The sequence below is a fragment of the Nitrospira sp. genome (assembly GCA_029194675.1).
Taxonomy (GTDB): Bacteria; Nitrospirota; Nitrospiria; order Nitrospirales; family Nitrospiraceae; genus Nitrospira_D.
In genome coordinates this window covers 692,021-710,276 of sequence record JARFXP010000002.1, presented here as the reverse complement: position 1 = coordinate 710,276, position 18,256 = coordinate 692,021, and the positions used below count along the sequence as shown (strand labels likewise).

The 18,256-nt window shown below is 55.3% G+C and carries 19 protein-coding genes; 2 read left to right on the top strand and 17 right to left on the bottom strand.

Features of this window, described 5'->3' with window-relative positions; all coding sequences use genetic code 11:
* Nucleotides 1-3 precede the first annotated feature (3 nt).
* From P0120_12310 to P0120_12245, 14 genes are all read right to left on the bottom strand, one after another.
* Nucleotides 4-822 carry a protein-glutamate O-methyltransferase gene (locus P0120_12310; GenBank protein MDF0675101.1) on the bottom strand — a complete coding sequence of 273 codons (819 nt, stop codon included), beginning with the start codon at nucleotides 820-822 and terminating at the stop codon, nucleotides 4-6.
* A 257-nt stretch (nucleotides 823-1,079) separates the two neighbouring features.
* On the bottom strand, nucleotides 1,080-3,851 hold the full coding sequence (locus P0120_12305) for a methyl-accepting chemotaxis protein (protein ID MDF0675100.1): 2,772 nt from the start codon (nucleotides 3,849-3,851) through the stop codon (nucleotides 1,080-1,082).
* Nucleotides 3,852-4,432: 581 nt separating this feature from the next.
* Nucleotides 4,433-5,191: a response regulator gene (locus P0120_12300; GenBank protein ID MDF0675099.1), complete on the bottom strand. Its 759-nt coding sequence runs from the start codon at nucleotides 5,189-5,191 to the stop codon at nucleotides 4,433-4,435.
* Nucleotides 5,188-7,692: a PAS domain S-box protein gene (locus P0120_12295; GenBank protein MDF0675098.1), complete on the bottom strand. Its 2,505-nt coding sequence runs from the start codon at nucleotides 7,690-7,692 to the stop codon at nucleotides 5,188-5,190. Before P0120_12295 ends, P0120_12300 begins: the two co-directional genes overlap by 4 nt.
* A 274-nt stretch (nucleotides 7,693-7,966) precedes the next feature.
* The gene (locus P0120_12290) at nucleotides 7,967-8,065 is read right to left on the bottom strand and encodes a DUF2934 domain-containing protein (GenBank protein MDF0675097.1); all 99 of its coding nucleotides are present in this window, start codon (nucleotides 8,063-8,065) and stop codon (nucleotides 7,967-7,969) included.
* 152 nt (nucleotides 8,066-8,217) lie between these two features.
* Nucleotides 8,218-8,748 carry a chemotaxis protein CheW gene (locus P0120_12285; protein MDF0675096.1) on the bottom strand — a complete coding sequence of 177 codons (531 nt, stop codon included), beginning with the start codon at nucleotides 8,746-8,748 and terminating at the stop codon, nucleotides 8,218-8,220.
* Between the two features lie 222 nt (nucleotides 8,749-8,970).
* On the bottom strand, nucleotides 8,971-11,139 hold the full coding sequence (locus tag P0120_12280) for a chemotaxis protein CheA (protein ID MDF0675095.1): 2,169 nt from the start codon (nucleotides 11,137-11,139) through the stop codon (nucleotides 8,971-8,973).
* Between the two features lie 172 nt (nucleotides 11,140-11,311).
* Nucleotides 11,312-11,683: a response regulator gene (locus P0120_12275; GenBank protein MDF0675094.1), complete on the bottom strand. Its 372-nt coding sequence runs from the start codon at nucleotides 11,681-11,683 to the stop codon at nucleotides 11,312-11,314.
* Between the two features lie 55 nt (nucleotides 11,684-11,738).
* Nucleotides 11,739-12,008, bottom strand: a complete 270-nt coding sequence (locus P0120_12270; protein ID MDF0675093.1) for a hypothetical protein — start codon at nucleotides 12,006-12,008, stop codon at nucleotides 11,739-11,741.
* Nucleotides 12,009-12,051: 43 nt separating this feature from the next.
* Nucleotides 12,052-12,354 (bottom strand): STAS domain-containing protein, encoded by a 303-nt coding sequence (locus P0120_12265; GenBank protein MDF0675092.1) that lies wholly within the window; start codon nucleotides 12,352-12,354, stop codon nucleotides 12,052-12,054.
* 99 nt (nucleotides 12,355-12,453) lie between these two features.
* Nucleotides 12,454-13,359 carry a flagellar motor protein MotB gene (locus P0120_12260; protein ID MDF0675091.1) on the bottom strand — a complete coding sequence of 302 codons (906 nt, stop codon included), beginning with the start codon at nucleotides 13,357-13,359 and terminating at the stop codon, nucleotides 12,454-12,456.
* 27 nt (nucleotides 13,360-13,386) lie between these two features.
* Nucleotides 13,387-14,157, bottom strand: a complete 771-nt coding sequence (locus P0120_12255; protein ID MDF0675090.1) for a flagellar motor protein — start codon at nucleotides 14,155-14,157, stop codon at nucleotides 13,387-13,389.
* A 12-nt stretch (nucleotides 14,158-14,169) separates the two neighbouring features.
* Nucleotides 14,170-14,757 carry a protein phosphatase CheZ gene (locus P0120_12250; GenBank protein ID MDF0675089.1) on the bottom strand — a complete coding sequence of 196 codons (588 nt, stop codon included), beginning with the start codon at nucleotides 14,755-14,757 and terminating at the stop codon, nucleotides 14,170-14,172.
* A gap of 48 nt (nucleotides 14,758-14,805) precedes the next feature.
* Nucleotides 14,806-15,186, bottom strand: a complete 381-nt coding sequence (locus tag P0120_12245) for a chemotaxis response regulator CheY (GenBank protein ID MDF0675088.1) — start codon at nucleotides 15,184-15,186, stop codon at nucleotides 14,806-14,808.
* 177 nt (nucleotides 15,187-15,363) lie between these two features.
* Here P0120_12245 and P0120_12240 point away from each other — a divergent pair, with 177 nt between their 5' ends.
* Together P0120_12240 and P0120_12235 are read left to right on the top strand one after the other, a co-directional pair.
* The gene (locus P0120_12240) at nucleotides 15,364-15,582 is read left to right on the top strand and encodes a hypothetical protein (protein MDF0675087.1); all 219 of its coding nucleotides are present in this window, start codon (nucleotides 15,364-15,366) and stop codon (nucleotides 15,580-15,582) included.
* A 332-nt stretch (nucleotides 15,583-15,914) separates the two neighbouring features.
* Entirely contained in the window at nucleotides 15,915-16,814 is a 900-nt protein-coding gene (locus P0120_12235) for a P-loop NTPase (GenBank protein MDF0675086.1), read from the top strand.
* Between the two features lie 26 nt (nucleotides 16,815-16,840).
* Here the strand turns inward: P0120_12235 and P0120_12230 are convergent, their stop codons facing one another.
* The 3 genes from P0120_12230 to fliS all read right to left on the bottom strand — a co-directional run bounded on the left by P0120_12230 (nucleotide 16,841) and on the right by fliS (nucleotide 18,255).
* The gene (locus P0120_12230) at nucleotides 16,841-17,452 is read right to left on the bottom strand and encodes a PilZ domain-containing protein (GenBank protein ID MDF0675085.1); all 612 of its coding nucleotides are present in this window, start codon (nucleotides 17,450-17,452) and stop codon (nucleotides 16,841-16,843) included.
* An 87-nt stretch (nucleotides 17,453-17,539) separates the two neighbouring features.
* Complete coding sequence (locus P0120_12225) at nucleotides 17,540-17,866, bottom strand: hypothetical protein (GenBank protein MDF0675084.1); 327 nt, start codon at nucleotides 17,864-17,866, stop codon at nucleotides 17,540-17,542.
* Nucleotides 17,863-18,255 carry a flagellar export chaperone FliS gene (fliS, locus tag P0120_12220; protein MDF0675083.1) on the bottom strand — a complete coding sequence of 131 codons (393 nt, stop codon included), beginning with the start codon at nucleotides 18,253-18,255 and terminating at the stop codon, nucleotides 17,863-17,865. Before fliS ends, P0120_12225 begins: the two co-directional genes overlap by 4 nt.
* Nucleotide 18,256: the final 1 nt, after the last annotated feature.

The following is an 18,256-nucleotide window of genomic DNA, read 5'->3' as shown; positions in this document are numbered from 1 at the left end:
ATGTCAGTGTTCCCTCTGATAGATCGTCGGAGCCAACGATCTGAACGCGTGATTCACCCACTGGAGACTCTCGGAATGCCCGATGAAGAGATAGCCGCCCGGCTTCAGATGGCGGTGGAACTTCTCGATCAATGTTTCCTGAGTCGGCCGGTCGAAGTAGATCATGACATTCCGGCAGAAAATCAGGTCTAGAGGATTCTTGATGGGGAACTGACTGTCCATCAAGTTGAGTCGACGAAACTGAATCACCGCGGCAAGGTGCGGCTTCACCTTGAAGAGACCCGCGCTGGCCCCCAGCCCGCGTAAGAAATGCCGCCTCAGCACCTCCGACGGCACATCACGGAAGCGGTCTTCGTTGTATGTACCGGCTGCCGCTTTATCCAATACTCGGGTGGAAAGATCCGAAGCGAGTATCTTAAAATCCCATTGGGCGGGATTCTGCGCATGTTCGAAGAGCGTCATGGCGATCGTATAGGGCTCTTCACCGGTCGAGCATGCAGACGACCAGATGCGGATGCGCTTTTCTTCCGCCAATTCTGGAAGAATCCTGTCACGGAGAAAATCGAAATGTTTCGGCTCACGAAAGAAATCGGTCTTATTGGTTGAGATCAGATCCAGCAGACGGGTGAATTCTTCCCCCTTCGGATCGCTCAGGACGAGATCGTAGTACTCTGAAAAGGTCGACAACTGGAGGTCGCGCAATCGCTTGGACAAGCGGGACTTCACCAACAATTGTTTTCGGTCTCCAAGCGAAATTCCGCTTTTGTCGTAGATGAGCCTCCGAAAGCGTTGATACTCCTCTGTCGAGATGGCGAATTCCATGGCGGTCAAAGCCTGTGACGAACAAGGCACGCCGTCGGCTGACGCGACGCACCCGTGCATAGGGCTCTATCGGTCTGTCGAGAGCAAATCTTAAACGAAGCGGACGGAAACAGGCTGATGGAGCACGCCGGAAGGTGCTATGCGGCATCCGACTCTGCGCAAACCTTCGGATGGTTAGGTTGAGGCCCAGACAGAACTACGTGATGTCATGAAGGGGAACCTCCTACCGAGATCCGTTTCGACTGAGCAATCCCCCGTTAAAATTCTTCGAACTCCTCCGACCGCTGGGAGGCATCCCCTCCGCTAACGACCATGGCGTTCTTTGGCGCAATCGTTTGAGGTGGTCGCAATGCCAGTTTCCGTTCCCGAAGGTTATACGCGCGGTCGATTGACCGCGCAGTATGTTCCCTCACACTAGCGATTGCCACGTTCTCTGCTTTCTCTGCCTCAGACATCCTCTGGATCTTGAACAACGCCATTCGGCGCAGCAGTTCCGCCGCTTGACTCCTCATCGACTGACTGGCGCTCGTGGTCTCCTCCACCAAGGCCGCATTCTGCTGTGTCGTTTCGTCCATCGCCATGATTGCCTTGTTCACCTGATCGATCCCGCTCGCCTGTTCCTGCGACGCCGCCGTGATCTCAGCAATAATGTCACCCACCCGCTTCACCGCGCTCATAATTTCTTCCAGCGTCTTCCCCGACTGATTGACCAGCTCGCTGCCGTCGTTCACCCGTTGAATCGACTCGTTGATCAGGCCCTTGATTTCCTTGGCCGCCGTCGCCGAGCGCTGCGCCAGGTTCCGCACCTCCGCCGCCACCACGGCAAACCCGCGCCCATGTTCTCCCGCCCGCGCCGCCTCCACCGCTGCGTTCAATGCCAAAAGGTTTGTTTGGAATGCGATCTCGTCGATCACCGTGATGATGTCGGCAATCTTCTTGCTGCTCTTGTTGATCTCCCCCATCGCATCCACGGCCCGTTTCGTGACCGCCCCGCCCTTGTCCGCCGTGTCCCGAGCAGCCACCGCCAGTTGATTGGCCTGCTTGGCATTGTCCGCGTTCTGCCTCACCGTGCTCGTCATCTCCTCCATTGAGGCACTGGTCTCTTCCAGCGCCGAGGCCTGTTCGCTGGTCCGTTGCGACAGGTCTTCGTTGCCCTTTGTGATCTCTTCGGCACCCGTCGCCACCGCCTCCACCGACTCACGCACGGCGGCGATCGTCGTGGCTAGATTCGTCAGCGCGCCATTCAAGCTGGTCTTCATCTGCTCGAATTCACCCTGATAAACCCCCGTCAGCGTCTTGGTGAGATCGTTGCTCGCCAACGCGGTGAGCACGGCTTGGGCTTCGTTCAAGGGCGTGGCGACGGCATCAAGGAGCTGGTTGAAACTCTGGGTGAGCACCTTGGCCGTACCCTCGAACCGATCGGCCTTGATGCGCTCCGACAGCTGGCCGGCTGCCGCGGCGACAATCAGTTTTTCCACTTCGACCTGCGCCTGCTTCTGTCCCGTGATGTCATCAGCCAATTGCAGCACTTTGAACGGCCGCCCCATCTCGTCCATGACCGGGTTGTAACTGGACTGAACCCAAACCTCCTTGCCGCTCTTCGTGATGCATTTGTACTGACCGGCCTCTCGCTCGCCGCGCCCGAGCTTCTCCCAGACGGCGCGATACTCGGGCGATCCACTATACGACGATTCGACGAACTGACTGTGGTGCTTGCCCTTGATTTCGTCCAGGCTGTAGCCCATCGTCTGCAAGAACACATTGTTGGCCGTGAGGACGTTGCCTTTGAGATCGAACTCGATGGTGGCGTAGGACGCATCTATCGCATCGACGATGCCCTTCATGTTCTGACGCGCAAGCTCGTACTGCGTGATTTCGTAGCGCACACCCAAGTATTTCCGGGGTTTGCCGTTCGAACCCATGATCGGCTTGATCACCGCATCGACATAATAGGGTGTACCGTCTTTCGCGCGGTTCTTGATGACGCCCCGAAAGATCTCTCCCCGGCCGATCGCTTTCCACATGGCCTTGAAGGTCTCCTTCGGCATGTCCGGATGGCGCGTGATACTGTGCGGACTACCGATCAATTCATTTTCTGAGTACTTGGAGATTTCACGATATTTCTCGTTGGCGGTGAGGATATCGCCCTTGAGGTCGGCTTCCGAAACGATGCTTGTGGTGTTCATGATGTCGATGCGTGCCTGCATCTCCTCCATCATCTCCTGTTGTTTGCCCGCTGCCTGGGCCAACGCCTCGGCCATTTGATTGAACGCCTGCGCCAACTCTCCGATTTCGTCCTGTGTCGTGACCGTCGAGCGGTGGGTCAATTGGCCGCCTTGGAGTTTATGTGCCGCGTCAAGCACATTCAGCAAGTTCTTACTGATCAGCTTGGAGACAAACCATACGGTGAATGCGCCGATGAGGATCGCGCTGATGTTCAATACCCCCATGCCCCAATTCAGGTTCGTGCTGAGATCGTGGCCGGATCGATAACTTTCCTCCGCTTGTCTCTTGTTTTCGTCGACCAACCAGTCGACTGCGTCATAGAGCACGTCGATTTTCCCTGCCAGCTCGGTCTTCTGAACCTCTGCTGCCGCGTCTTTGCTGAAGTTCTTGCTGAGTTGCAACACTTTCTTGCGGACTTCCATATACTCGGGGATCCCGGCCTTTAATTTTTCAAATACCTTTTGTTCAGGTTCCGTGACGATGAGCGGGACATACTTCGCCAAGAGGTCTTCTATTTCACTGTCGAGTTCCGCGATGCTCTTTTCCCGCGCGGCCATCGTGGCCGAGTCGTTCGCCAGAATGTGCCATACGACGAAGTTGCTCCTGCGCAGCATCTGTGCGCGCAGATCACCCATGACCGTGACCCCCATCACGTTCGTCTTATAGATAAACTCCGTGTTCCCATTCAGCCGATTCATGCCCACGATGGACAAGCCGCCGATGATGACGAGCAGTAGTCCGATGACCCCGAACCCGCACAGCAGTTTCGATCTGATCTTGAAATTACTGAACCTTTCGCTCATAGGACCTCCCTCAAGCTCCGTCAGCCAGGCCTTCGTGGACCTCCGCGTCTGCTATGCCCGTTCCATTGCGTGCGCTCAACTGAGCCACACCGAACATGGCCGCTGCCCAAACCACACAGGGAGCATTTCCATCATTTCAAACGTGGCAATCCATTTGAATTTGATCCACAAATTGGGAACTCGTTCACGGGCGCGCTCTTTTTGTCCAGCGGGGTTGCAAATGCGATGCGGTTCACCAGTAAAAAAACGCATCCACGAGACGCTTTGTTTCGAGTGTCTCCTGGGTGCGCCTTCAGTTTGCAGGTCACTCTCCTGCCCGTTAAGGCGATTCAAGCCGAACGTTCACATCGGCAGCCTACGTCTTGCCCCACACTCTATCGGTTCGGGATGGGAAACCTTAAGTGGTGACGGTAGACGAGCCCGCGGTCAGGAAAAGCGGAAAGCCTTGGGAAGGAGTGCTTCGGGAAGAACACCGCCGACGCAATCCTTACATGCGTGAGGAGCGACCGCCCTTCGCGAGCGATGCCGGATTGGTCACGATGTCGACCCGGCAATCGACGGAATGGGAGACGATTCTGAATTCATGCATCCTCGCGGAGTAACTGTTGGATTTTACTCCGTAAAAGTGCTAGGTCCTGGGATCGTAAAGGGTGCTTGGTCTGCACCAGCACCTCAACCGTACTCTCAAGCGCCTCCCGATACGCATCCAGTCTTGGACATTGCATCGTACGGCAAACATCCGTAGGTTCCTCAGCACCGCCTTGCAATTGGCTCGTCAGAACTGACCGAATCCTGGAAGACAAGACGGCCATCTGTGCGAAACTCTGGGAAAGGAACGCATCGAGCGACCATGCCAGTTCTCGTTCGTTGGCCCCGCTTCCCAGTCGAGGCAGGTTCTCCTGCACATGTTCCAAGGAAGCAACCAGTCGACTCGCTTCTTCTCGAACCGCAGCGGTCATACGCAGAAGGCTGGTCCTCTTCACGGCTTCGCCTACCGCACGAAGCAAATCCGGCCAATCGACCGGCTTCAGCAAGTAGTCCGTGAACGACATGCGGAGTGATTCCACGGCAGTTTGGACCGAGGGGTAGCCGGTCACGAGCACGATCGGAAGCGAAGGGAACCGGGTGCGGACATCCCGGAGAAATTCGAATTGCATATTGCCTGGCATACGAATATCCGTAATGAGGGCATCATGCTGACTCGTCAGGAGCGTACTTGCTTCCTGCGAGTCTTGGGCGCAATCGCAATGATACCCCTCTTGCTCCAAAAGCCGCGCCGTCGAGCGACGAAACGTTTCTTCATCATCGGCGAGCAATACCCGTGGTGCCTCAGTGATCATGGGGTCACGACCTCCTTCATGATATCTGATTGATTTTGCGTACAAGCCACAGCCGTGTGGCGCGGTAAGAGGACCGAAAACGTCGATCCGTCATTCGGCTGAGTCTGAACTTCGATCTTGCCGCCCATCGCCATCACCAGGCTCTGAGAGACGGAAAGCCCCAGCCCCATGCCTTTTTGGTCTCCCCCCGTCTTTGTCGTAAAGAAGGGGTCGAAGATGTGCGGGAAGTGCTCTGGGGGAATGCCTGGCCCTTGGTCGGACACGGCAATCCGTATCGTATCCGGCTCCGCACGGATAGCCAGTGTGACCGTACCGCTGTCGCTGGAACAATCGATGGCATTATTCAGCAGATTCAGCAGGACTTGCAGCAAATCCCCTCGCGGTACGCGGAGCCGGTCGATACCCGGATCCACATCGATCGCCAGATCGAGCCGGCGCTGTTGCAGCCGTTTGAAGAAAAGCGCCTCGATGTCGTTCATCATCGACTGGAGTTCCACCGTCTCCCCCTTGCCGGACTCCGGTCGATAGAGTTGATACATGTTCTGGACGATGGATGCGACGCGAGCGATCTCACGATCGATCATGCCGACGAATTCGGCGTGAGGATGGGCAGGATCTACCGCCTGTTTCACGAGCGTAAAGGCGTTCTTGATCCCGGCAATCGGGTTATTGATTTCATGCGCGACCCCGGCGGCTAAGCGGCCCATCGCCGCCAGTTTTTCCGTCTGCGCCCGCTGCGATTCCAGCTTGGCGATCTCGGCGGTCCGTTCGGCAATCTGTTGCTCCAGCTCTTCCGTATGGCGGAACCGCTCCGCCTCCAAGTGCTTGCGCTCGGTAATGTCACGGCCCGCCACCAGTCGAACTCCCTTCCCACGATAACGACAGGGCCTGACTACGACTTCACCAGGAAAAGTGGAACCGTCTTTGCGACGCCCCATGGCTTCGTAGGGCCCGTTCACGCCGTTCTGCATATTGGCCAGGACCAGATCGCGGGATTCGTCGGCGACGAGATCCCATAGGGATCGGCCGATGAGTTCACCCGGTCCGTACCCGAATATCCGCTCCAAACCGGTATTCACCTCGATCAGGATCCCCTGATCGTGAATGGCGATACCGTCGAACGTCGCCTCCGTCAGCAGCTTGTACCGCAGTTCGCTGTCGCGTACCGCCTCCTCCACGTACTTCCGCTCGGCAATCTCGTCTTGAAGAGATCGATTGGCCAGCGCCAGCTGCGCGGTCCGTTCACTGACCCGCTGCTCTAATTCATCATGCACTCGTCGCAGCTCCGCCTCCGCCAGCTTTCGCGCCGTAATGTCAATGCAGGCGCCATGGTAGCCAGCAAACGTTCCGCCCGGAAGGAACCGAGGCGCACCGCTCTCATGCAACCAGCCGTACTGCCCATCGGCCTTTCGTAAGCGGTATTCCAGCTCAAAGGGCTCACAGCGATCGAACGCTTCAGAATAGATATTCCAGCAGCGATCAACGTCATCAGGATGCACCCCCTCGACCCAACCCCCTCCCAGCTCTTTTTCCATAGTTCGGCCGGTGTATTCCAGCCAGCGGGTATTGAAATAGCTGACGTGTTTGTCGAGGCCTGACATCCAGATTAGAACCGGCGCCGTGTCGGCAAGGACTCGAAACCGTTCCTCGCTTTCCCGAATGGCTTCTTCGGCCTGTCGGCGTCCGGTAATGTCAGTGTTTGTCCCAATCCACTTGACGATCCGACCTGCTTCGTCTCTCATCGGCAGGGCGCGGGTCAGATGCCAGCGATAGGTGCCGATACCCGCCTGTCTGAGACGAAACTCAATCTCATAGGGTTCCCCAGTCTGCAGAGAAGCAGTCCACGCCGTCATACAGGCAGGCAGGTCGTCAGGATGGAGCACAGACTGCCATTCCCAATCGAGCAGTCGCTCTGCCGGAACATCGAAATACTCCAGCACGCGCCGGCTCACATAATCTAATGTGCCGTCCGGACGGGCGGTCCAGACCTGCTGAGGAATCGCTTCGATCAATCGCGCTTCGTTTTGCCGTAGAACCTGTTCTGCCTGCTTGCGTTCGATGATGTTTTCGACGACGGCCATGACGAGAGGTGCCGTACCATCCGATGGTTTAAATAGATTGGCCGTCACTCGGACCCAGATGACACGGCCGTCTTTATGGATGTACCGCTTGTCTTCAGCACTTGAACACTCGTTGCGACGAAACACCTCGTCCCACAATACAAGATGTTCCGGTAGATCTTCCGGATGCGCCACCATAGTGAAGGGTCTGCCGAGAAGCTCGAGTGTGTCGTATCCGAGCAGCTCGGAGTACGCCCGATTCACATGGACGAACCGTTTGTCGGAGTCGACAATCGCCATAGCGACAGCGGCATATTCGAAGAGACGGCGAAATCGTTCTTCAGTCGGGGCAGCTTCAGATGGAAACCTGCTGATCCACCGGCACAGTCCCGCCAACATAAGACAAAAGCCTGCAAGGGTCGATACGTGGAGAATCGTCATGGAAGCCTGCCCTGAGATAGCAAGGTAGAAGCCATTGAAGCCAAGAAACGCGACAAGGCCTATGATCGAAGGACCGAGAATGCTTGGAGATGGAGGGCTATAACTTCGATGGGGACTGACACTAGCTTCAGTGGTCGTCTGACAACCGTGATTGGTCACGGGACGGCAGGATAACGCGCCATGCATCATCCGTCAAATCCATATGGCCCTACGCAAGCCCCTGCTCAAATCAACTAATTGATAATACGGTATAGACGAAAGGAAGAGAGGGAGGCTACGTCGCGCGGTCGATTTCTCGTTCGGCATCGAGCCAATCATCGAGATCATAGCCCTGTCGATAGCCACGGGCTGTACACAACTCGTACGCTCGCATCTCGATTTACTGCCGACGCTCCGATGATGATCGAATCTGTTTTGAGACCGGCGGCTGACCAGATCTTCGTTCACGTTTTGCCATAAAGGATCACTTTCCGCTATGGCATGGCCGCCGGCTTAGTAACCGGACATGGCGCTCGGTCCGACTCCTTACGTTGCGGCCGCCACAGGTAAATCCATCGATGAATCTTTCCCGGCTGAATCCAGTAACAATCGGTCGATGTCCAACAGCGACACCAGTTTGTCACCGGACTTTCCAATCCCGTTTAAGAACGTCACGTCGACTTTATTCCCGAAATCCGGCGCCGACTGAATATCCTTTTTCTCGATGTCGAGCACGTCCGATACCGCATCAACCACCAACCCCATCACTTTGTCCCGCACCACCACCACGATGATGACGGTAAACGCCGTGTAGTCGATTGTCGGCATACCGAATTTGGTCCGTAGCTCGACGATGGGCACGATGGTTCCGCGCAGATTCACAACTCCCTTGATATGAGGCGGTGTATTGGGAATTTTGGTCACGGCCGCATACCCCTTGATCTCCTGCACACGGAGAATATCGACACCATAGAGCTCTTCTCCTAGACTGAATGTCAAAAACTGACCGCCGTCCAGTTGCGACGCCGCATGCCGGCGAAGATCATTGAATTTCTTGTCCGTAGCCATTCCTGACATGGAATGCTCCTTTCACGATTGTCTCTCCGGCTCTTCAGCATCGCTGCTTGATCCGGCAAGTCGGTGCCCGTCCAGATTTCTGCACTATACATACGGTCACAGATATATCGGTCGTCCTTTAGAAAGCCTTCCCGCATCCTCGGAATGGACAGCGCATTGAAATCGCCCTCCTTGAAATCGCATACAGATTTCAAGTCGACCGCTGGGATGGCATCAGAAAGATTACGCCGCAACCGGGCTGCCGTGGCGAGCGATTTCAAGCACGCCACGCACATCGACAATGAACCCGACCCTGCCGTCTCCAAGAATCGTTGCGCCGGCGATGCCTTCGACCTTGCGAAAATTCTGCTCCATGCTTTTGATGACAACCTGCTGTTGTCCAAGAATTTCATCCACCATAATCGCCACCCGTTCCCCTTCCGTCTCCAGAATGAGCAGAATTGCCTCCTTGGGATCCGTATACTGGGGCTCGCTCGCGAAGACTTCGTACAATCGCACTATCGGGATGTACGTACTTCGAACATTAATGAGTTCGCCCTTGCCGACCACGGTCTTGGTCAATTCGGCTTTGGGCTGGATCGACTCGAGTATGGACAGCAGCGGCACGATGTAGGTTTCCTTGCCGACCCGCACCGTCATGCCGTCAATGATCGCCAACGTCAGCGGCAGCTTGAGTATGAACGTGGCACCCTTGCCTTTGGTGGTTTTGATACCGACCGTCCCTCCCAGACTTTCGATGTTTCGCTTTACCACATCCATACCCACACCACGACCGGACACGTCCGTTATTGTCTCCGCGGTGGAAAACCCTGGCTTGAAGATCAACGGCCAAATTTGATCGTCAGTCAGGTTATCGTTCTCGCTGATCAAGCCTTGCTTATTCGCCTTCGCCAAAATCTTGTCGCGGTCCAATCCACGCCCATCGTCTTCCACGGTGATGCAGATATTTCCGCCCTCATGGAACGCGCTGAGCCGGATCGTCCCGACCTCTTGCTTATTATTGTCCAATCGCTCATCCGGAGTCTCCAATCCGTGATCGGCCGAGTTCCTTACCAAGTGTATGAGCGGATCGCCGATGGATTCGATGACCGTCTTGTCCAATTCCGTCTCTTCTCCGGACAGGATGAGTTGGATTTTCTTGCCTGTTTTGGTCGAAAGGTCTCGCACAAGCCGAGGAAACCTGGCAAATACGGTACCGATGGGCAACATGCGAATGCTCATGACACGTTCTTGAATTTCTCGAGTGTTCCGTTCCAGTTCCACCATGCGCTCCAAGAACACCGGCAAATGGCGCATCTCGAATCGAGCCCCCAAATCGCTCAACATAGACTGGGTGATCATCAGCTCACCCACCAAGTTGATAAGCTTGTCAATCTTTGCCGTATCAACGCGGATGGATGTGGCATCGGTTTTTTTGGCCTGCGCGACAGATTCCTGCTGACGTTGTTTCTGCAGCGCCTGCTCGACCTGTTGCTGGGTGACCACATTTTGCTCGACAAGAATTTCGCCTACCCGCTTTTGTTGTCCCAGAGCGTGATCAAGCTCGTCGGGAGAGACCAAGCCGCCTTCCATGAGAATTTGCCCGAGCGGTTTGGGGTCTTCTGGTTCGACAGAGAAGCCTGCCTCCGTTACAAGGTTCTGCGATCGGTCTCCCGCGCCTTCAATCGGCCGAATTGATAACGCGCTGTCTCCTCTGACAAATTCAAAGACGGACTCGATTACCTTCTGATCCTTGCTCGTTGTCAGTTGCATGGTCCATGACAGGTAGCAGGTCTCCGGATCGATGCAGTCAAGACCCGGTAGTCGAGACATATCGAGCGTGACTCCGGTCAGGACACCAATGCTTTTTAGTTCCTTGAACGTTTGAAGCGGGTCGAGCCCTCGTTGAAATAGCCATTCCGGAGGGGTCCACTTGATCACAAAAGTCTGATCTCCACCACAGTTCTCGTCTGAAACAGGTTGCGCACTTTTCCTATTCACATTCACTGCCGACGCCTGCGAGTCCGACGCTCTCGATGAGGCCAACTCTCCAGCGAGTCTCTGGACTGTTTCGTCGTCAATTGCCGCGCCTGACTTCGTTGATTGGATCAACGCTTTCAAACAATCGGTTGCCCTTAAGAGGAGACCCGCGATGGAGGGAGAAACCGCCCTCCGCCCATTCCGCAGTAAATCCAGCAACGTCTCCATCTTGTGGGTAAATTCCGCAACCGCATGAAAGCCGAACATGCCGGCTGTGCCTTTGATCGAATGGGCCGAGCGAAAGACCTTATTGAGCAGGTCGAGATCCTCTGGATGCTGTTCCAATTCCAGCAGCCCTTCTTCGACGACCGCGAGATGCTCGGCAGCCTCCTCAAAGAACGCGTCCTGAAATTGTGCGAACTCGTTGCTCATCTTCTGCTTTGTCCTTCCGAAGGCCCGTTTGACTCAGCGAGACGTGCGTCGTTTCGTTGGCAGGTTTCACGTTTCGGATTTCAAGTCTCAGGTTTCTGGTTCCATCGTGAAACTTGGAACTTTCAACTTGAAACTCCGACGCGAACGCTTCTCGAAAGGCACGTTCGCGCCGCTATACCGGCAATACCTTGGCGATCGTTTTCAGCAGGATGTCCGGGTTGAACGGTTTGACGATCCAGCCCGTCGCACCGGCTTCTTTTCCTGCCTGTTTCTTGTCAGCCGCTGACTCGGTCGTGAGCATGAGGATCGGTGTGAATCTGAACGCGTTCAATTTCCGTAATGCTTTGATGAGCGTGATCCCGTCCATCTCCGGCATATTCAGATCGGTCACGATGATATCCAGCTTGGGCTCTGCTGCAACTTTATTTACAGCATCTTTCCCATGCTCTGCTTCGACGACGGTAAAACCGGCATTCGTCAAGGTAGACGACACCAGCTGACGCATAGTGGGTGAATCATCGACGATCAGCGCAGTCTTGCCCATGGCGACCCTCCGACATCGGCGACAGAATCCTATTGCAGTAACATCGGACTTCGCTCTAACAGAGCGCGACGAGATCGGGTTCGTTGCTCGACATGTCCATGGGCACCGGTTCTCCGTAATCAGGATCGACCGCCGTCGCATGCACGCGACGTTCCTCCTCCTCCTCCATGGTATAGTGCTGCTTAATCAGTTCCAGGGCAGCCACCTCCTGCTTCCCACTGTCGTCCTCGGGTCCCTTCATCAGCGTCAGGAGATGCCGGCTCCATCGATCCAACGCTCGCCCAACGTGTTCCAGCTTTTGCCGCGTGATATCCTGAAACTGCATCGCCGTCACGATCTTGGATAAGCTGGTTGACTTGTCATGCGCCTCACTCGCTCAGAGGATCGGTCAATCCCAACTGATTCAATTTGGTCTGAAGGTCATCGGAGATACCCATCACGATCATGCGTCCTTGCTTGCGCGCGGCCAGCATCAGCTGAATCGCCGCTGTGTCCACTCGCGCAACGCCGCTGAGATCCAATGACACCAACCCATCATTTGCAAACAGCTTCACCAGAGATTCCTTGAATTCTGCCACCTCAAAAATGGTGAGATCGCACTTGGGGGCGAGGTGTCTGGGATTCTGATCTTCAGTCCGTTGCGTCTGAGATGCAGCCAGTTCTGTTGTCATCGATCGTGAAACCTCTTCTCTGAGGTCACTGACACTTACTGTCGGTTGCATTTAAACGAGACTTGAGAGTCGGGCTGCCTGTGGGAACCTGCGATAGGCCTACGGCGTCCGGAGTCGGCCTTCGCCGAGCAACTCAGGACCAGCCTGCGATGCGCTCGGCGGCATTTCTTCTGTCGATTGCTTGGATATATCCGTCTCATCCTCGGACGGGAGCACGGGAGCCGGAGGCGCTTGCTCAAGAATGACGACTTCGACTCGACGATTCTTGGCCCTCTGTTCCGCATCCGAGTTGGCCGTCACGGGTCTGGTATCGGCATGCCCCACGGCTGCCAGGTGATCCGCCGGTACTCCGTAGAGTTCCGACAATACCCGCACAACCATCACTGCCCGAGCGGCCGACAGCTCCCAATTGGAAGGAAATTGTGCTGTCCGCATTGGAACATTATCCGTATGTCCTTCGACGCGGGCATGCCGGTTCATTTCCAGGATAGCTCCGCCTAATCCTTCGAGAAAAGGCAGGGCTTCCGCTCTGACAGTCGCTTCTCCACTGTTAAACAGGAGTCGATCAGGGATCGTAATTACGATGTCTCCATTGATCGTCTGCACGACGGTGACGAACGCCACCATGTCTTTCAGTTGCTTATCCTTAATGACTTGGGTCAGTTGGCGGATACGGCGAATCATGACTTCCTTGGCGTCGGTTAGATTCCGCCCTTGCAGCGCTAGTTTTGCTTCGCCGACGCTGATTACCTGATTCGCACCCGAGTGGTTAGCGAGCGGATTCAACGCCGCCTTGATCGATTCGCTGACGGTTCGGTACTTCCCGATGTTGACCGACGAGATCGAGTACATTACGACGAAAAACGCAAACAGCAAGGTAATGAAATCGGCATACGAGACTAGCCAGCGTTCGTGATTTTCGTGTTCTTCGTGTTTGTGCTTGGCCATAAGCGCGTAAACCGTTAGACGTGAAGGGGTGAGACGTTCGACCCAGGCTTGGAGCATGCCGCTTCACTTTTCACATTTCACGTTTCATTTCTTTGTCTCTTTCGTACGTTCGCTGTGTGGAAGGACACTCTCCAACTTTTCTTGCAGCAACCGAGGATTTTCGCCATGAGCGAGTCCAACGAGCCCCATGATGATCAGGTTGCGGCCCCCCGCTTCCTCTTTCAGCTTCAGCTTGATCTTGTTGGCAAGGGGAAGGAAGAAGAGGTTCGCCGCCCCCACGCCGTAGATCGTGGCGACGAACGCGACCGCGATCCCGCTGCCAAGTTTCGAGGGATCGGCGAGATTTTCCATCACATGAATCAACCCCAGAACCGCGCCGAGGATGCCGACGGTCGGTGCGTATCCTCCGGCTGCTTCCCAGACCTTGGCCGCGATCATACCTTGTTCCTCATGGTGTTCCACTTCAATTTCGAGAATCTCATGCACAGCTTTTGGTTCGGTACCGTCAACGATCAGTTGAATTCCTTTCTTTATGAAGGGATCTTTGATGTCTTTCAGTTTTCCCTCGAGCGCCAGCAACCCCTGCTTTCGCGAGAGGTTTGCGAGATCCAAAATCAACTTGATCGTTCCCTTATTGTCGATGTGATGGCTGGAAAGCGCCAGAGACAGGGCGCCGACCGCCTTGATAACGACCGGCAGCGGATTCTGGATACAGATCGCTCCGGCCGTCCCACCGATCACGATGATAAAGGCAGTCAGCTGCAGGATCGAACTCACGTGGCCGCCTTCCAGTACTTGCCCTCCAACGATGGAACCCAACGCGATCACGATCCCGAGTACTGTTGCAATATCCATTATACGGACGCCTCATTTGAATCCGAACTGAGCCAGGATGTCGTCGGCGACTTTCTGCTTCATGACGGTCGTTTTCGATTCCTCGAGTTGTTTGAGTAAGTGTCCGGCTGTGCCCGCATCACGTGCAGCCTCGCAGCTTTCCTGAAATCCGAACAGGACCACTAGCTCCTTCAGCTTTCCTTGCACTTCGTCGAGAATCGAAACAAGTTTCTTCACCCGTTGAGCCACCAGATCTTGAAAGGACAGAGCGGTCATGATCTCCGTCAGACATTTGCCGTCCCGAGCGAGAACAGAGGTCACGTTCTGGAGACGTCCTGCAAGAGTCGCGCAATCCATCGCCTGCAAGACTTCGACGACCGAGGAGAGATCTTTGGCGATCTGCCCGTGATGATCCTGAATCATCTCCGTCAAACGCATCACCTCAAGTGTGCCATCTTCCGTCATTTTGCTCAGGTCGCTCAAATGGGAGGCGGCGGTTGGAAGCTGGGTACTACTGGAAATGATCTGCGGGGTAACCACCGAAATGGCTTTCATCGCGTTGTCCACAAAACGAGTCAAGGCTCCGAGTTCCTCGTACAATTTATGTTCTTGATTATGCACAACCTTGCTCCCTATCCCAGTGTGAACACGGATCTGTTTGATCACGGGTTACTTGAAAATCTTCGCAATCTTTTCTTGCAAAGTCTCGGCTGTGAATGGCTTGACGATATAGTTGTTGACGCCCGCTTGCACTGCCTCGACCAAGTTGCTTTGTTGCGCCTCGGCGGTCACCATCAAGACAGGCGTTGTTTTGAGCTTCTCGTCTGCTCGAATCGCACGGAGCATGTCGATACCAGTCATGACCGGCATGTTCCAGTCGGACACAACGAAGCCAAAGGTGTCTGCTCGCAGCTTCTGCAGCGCCTCTTGTCCGTTTTCTGCCTCATCTATATTGGCGAATCCCAACTGCTTCAGGATATTCTTGACAATTCTTCTCATCGTCACCATGTCATCGACCACAAGGATTTTCATGTTTGGATCGGCCAACATAGCCCCTCCTTTTTCTTCTCCTACCGTCACAGCCACGATGATTCACGGTCTTGTCCATGATAGGACGGTTCAACCTCTCCAGGGCCTCTCGGCGCTTCGTCGGATATCGGCACATTCGCCGATCGACCTGAGCCGGAAAGGCTCGATGCGTTGCCGACTTCCCTGCATGAGTGAGGAATGATCGAGGTGCTTGGAAAACGCTTGTCCTGGGAGGGCATCGCCGACAAGATAGGCCTCCACTCATGGCCTGGAGACTTGTCGGCCGAGGACGGCAGTCGAATCATTCTGCCGATGAACCAAACAGCCACTCTCGGATCGCTAGGCTTGCCGAGACCGACCATGCATCCATTCATGGATATCACGGCGAAGGAAGCGCCAATGCTTTCCAATTTTTGACGCCGGCAGATCGCCAACTCGGGCGAGCTTATAGACTGTAGACTTCGGTACCCGCAGAAACCGAGCCACCTCCATCACGGTCAGAATTTCCCCCTCCCGTGCTGTGGTCTCCACAGTGTGGATCGCTGCTGCTGTCGGTACTTCATTATTCATGACGATTGAGGTATCGGCGTAGCGGTTCCAAAACTTGAGCACCCAGTAGAGGCGGATGTCGGCCTACAACCTTATCTTCTTACCGGTTCCACTCTGATGGATGATGTGTATTCATGTTTCTGCGCGACTGACCGACACAGTATGTGCTACCAGGCTCAAACCAATAGAAACTGAACTCAATGGCATGTGTCATATCGGTCGCATCGGGAAAAGGCGGGGTGGGGAAAAGTGTAGTTTCGGTCAACCTGGCTCTCGTTTTGGCACGGAAGGGAAAACAGGTAGTGCTCACAGACCTCGATGTCGGCGGCGCCGATGCGCATGTGCTGGTCGGTCTCCTAAACCCGTCGTTCACCCTGACCGACTTCCTCAACCATCGAATCGAGCACCTGGATGATCTGGCTCAACGTCTCTCCGTTCACCCGAACTTGCGGATTATTCCGGGCACCGGGGACACATTGGCGACGGCCAACATGGCCTATTCACAGAAGATGCGCCTGATCCGGAATTTTCAGCATATTCGAGCGGACGTGATCATCATCGATATCGGAGCGGGAACGGGCTATCATGCGCTCGATTTTTTTCTGATGGCTGACCATCACCTCGCTGTCGCAACCCCGGACCCGACCTCTGTCCTGGATCTCTACAGGTTCATCAAGCTGGCGGCGATTCGTCGTGTCTTGTCAATGTTCGTGATGCAGGATGTCATGCCAGAGGAGTTTACCAATCGAGACTACAACAGTGTGGAAGAGGTGTTGGACGTGGCGGGCAAGACCGATGAATCCGGCCGGGCGTCTGCTGAAAACACTCTGCGAACTTTTCAGCCAACCCTCATCCTCAATCGAGTCTCAGGGCGGGCTCGCGTCAATGTGCTGCAGCTTAGGAAGTTGCTCAAGGAGTATGTTGGGGGTGACTTAACCTTATTGGGTGAAATCCCCGAAGACCCTGCGATGGAACAAGCGGTACGAGCCTACGTGCCGGTGGTTCAGTACGCCCCTTCTTCCCCTGCCGCCGCCGCGCTGGAGAGGATGGGAGAGACGCTGCTACAGCTCCTCAATGCCCCTCCTGCCCAAGCGGCATAACCGGTATCTTCAGGAACCATCGGTTTCTACAAGACGGAAATCCGGCGTGCTCTCAATCGTTCGGCTTGTGTAAGAAGAATGTGACGGATGAGGTGCTCCTGATCGTTTGCACTGATCTCGACGAATTCCGTGGCAAGAATCCAACCCTGTCCCTGGGGGTCCGATGTCGATCGGATAACCTCAGCCACGGTGTGGATGGGGGTAAACGGAGGCAGGATCATCTTGACCGATATTCGGTCGCCGACAGCGAATTCGCGGGAGGATGCGAAGCCCACCCCTCCTCCACTCAAATTGACATTCGTCAGCCTCGCCATGACGACACTTGACGGCGCGATCGTCGCAAGGGAATTGAGGATGACTTCGAGCAGGTAATCGACTTTCATGATCCATGGAAGCACCGGTGAGCCGATCAATGACTCTCCAGTGCGCGCGAGCAGATCCGCTGTCGGCTTCGTGACTGCTGCTGAAATCATCTCCGGAGCGGTGCTGCCTGTCTCGACAGAATTGACGGTTCCTGTATCGGTCAGCAAACGATATTCCATCAGCACCCGGTCATCGATTCTGATCCATTCTCGCCGTTCATCTGCGGAATCCTTGGATGGTACGGAAGGTGACGTGACTGGGGACGCCATGGTCATGTAACTTTCTTTGCTATGGGCCTGTCTCAGCGTAGCGGCGCGCGCCGGCTCTCGGTCATGAAGGGCGGCTCAGTTCCGGAGGAAACGCTACACCTTCACGGATACGGTCACAGGAGCTGAAGCCTGCACCTCAAGTCGCTGATGTAGACCTTGAAGTCGCTGCCTGGTCGCCGCCGCCTCACCCAACAGAGACACCAACACGGCTTGTGCAGTACGCACACGATCGCGGATCTGTTCATCGAGCTTCAGCATATCGCTCGCCTCTCGAATCGGCGTCTGTATGGCCGACAAGATGTCAGCGCGTTCGCGATAATATTGAGCAACGACGTCCCATTGTCCGATCTCAGCCGCCTCTGCAGCGGCCTCTGTGAGCCGAGCAACGACGTCTTGACTATTTTCCCCCGTGGAGTTCATCGTACACCTGCCATACGAGTCTGTTGCGCCGCGATCTCAAGCCACCCCTCACGAAGTGTCGTCATGCAACGCAGCGGGCCATCGAGACGGCGCGCATCGTTTCGGGCATTGGCTGTGACCAGTTCGCTGAGCATGTACTCGTAGAGGCGGTGCAGCGAATGCGCGATCTCACCACCTTGTTCGAAATCGAGCACACTATTGAGCTCCCCGATGATGGAAATGGCTCGTCCGAGGAATCGGCCTTTTTCCCTTAGATTGTTCGACTCAATCCCGCCCCTGGCCAGTTCGATCGATTGGATGGCCGCGTCGTAGAGCAGCACGACGACCTGGACTCTGGAGGAGGTCATCACCTGTGTCTGCTGATACTGGTTCGTGTATTGAGTGAGCATA

Coding starts and splice junctions, on each gene's coding strand:
- P0120_12280 (MDF0675095.1), bottom strand. CDS start 11,139: ATGAGCAACGAGTTCGCACAATTTCAGGACGCGTTCTTTGAGGAGGCT.
- P0120_12225 (MDF0675084.1), bottom strand. CDS start 17,866: ATGAACTCCACGGGGGAAAATAGTCAAGACGTCGTTGCTCGGCTCACA.
- P0120_12300 (MDF0675099.1), bottom strand. CDS start 5,191: ATGATCACTGAGGCACCACGGGTATTGCTCGCCGATGATGAAGAAACG.
- P0120_12265 (MDF0675092.1), bottom strand. CDS start 12,354: ATGACAACAGAACTGGCTGCATCTCAGACGCAACGGACTGAAGATCAG.
- P0120_12260 (MDF0675091.1), bottom strand. CDS start 13,359: ATGCTCCAAGCCTGGGTCGAACGTCTCACCCCTTCACGTCTAACGGTT.
- P0120_12240 (MDF0675087.1), top strand. CDS start 15,364: ATGATCGAGGTGCTTGGAAAACGCTTGTCCTGGGAGGGCATCGCCGAC.
- P0120_12295 (MDF0675098.1), bottom strand. CDS start 7,692: ATGACGATTCTCCACGTATCGACCCTTGCAGGCTTTTGTCTTATGTTG.
- P0120_12245 (MDF0675088.1), bottom strand. CDS start 15,186: ATGTTGGCCGATCCAAACATGAAAATCCTTGTGGTCGATGACATGGTG.
- P0120_12235 (MDF0675086.1), top strand. CDS start 15,915: ATGGCATGTGTCATATCGGTCGCATCGGGAAAAGGCGGGGTGGGGAAA.
- P0120_12310 (MDF0675101.1), bottom strand. CDS start 822: ATGGAATTCGCCATCTCGACAGAGGAGTATCAACGCTTTCGGAGGCTC.
- P0120_12285 (MDF0675096.1), bottom strand. CDS start 8,748: ATGTCAGGAATGGCTACGGACAAGAAATTCAATGATCTTCGCCGGCAT.
- P0120_12255 (MDF0675090.1), bottom strand. CDS start 14,157: ATGGATATTGCAACAGTACTCGGGATCGTGATCGCGTTGGGTTCCATC.
- P0120_12270 (MDF0675093.1), bottom strand. CDS start 12,008: ATGCAGTTTCAGGATATCACGCGGCAAAAGCTGGAACACGTTGGGCGA.
- P0120_12275 (MDF0675094.1), bottom strand. CDS start 11,683: ATGGGCAAGACTGCGCTGATCGTCGATGATTCACCCACTATGCGTCAG.
- P0120_12230 (MDF0675085.1), bottom strand. CDS start 17,452: ATGACCATGGCGTCCCCAGTCACGTCACCTTCCGTACCATCCAAGGAT.
- P0120_12305 (MDF0675100.1), bottom strand. CDS start 3,851: ATGAGCGAAAGGTTCAGTAATTTCAAGATCAGATCGAAACTGCTGTGC.
- P0120_12290 (MDF0675097.1), bottom strand. CDS start 8,065: ATGCGAGCGTACGAGTTGTGTACAGCCCGTGGCTATCGACAGGGCTAT.
- fliS (MDF0675083.1), bottom strand. CDS start 18,255: ATGCTCACTCAATACACGAACCAGTATCAGCAGACACAGGTGATGACC.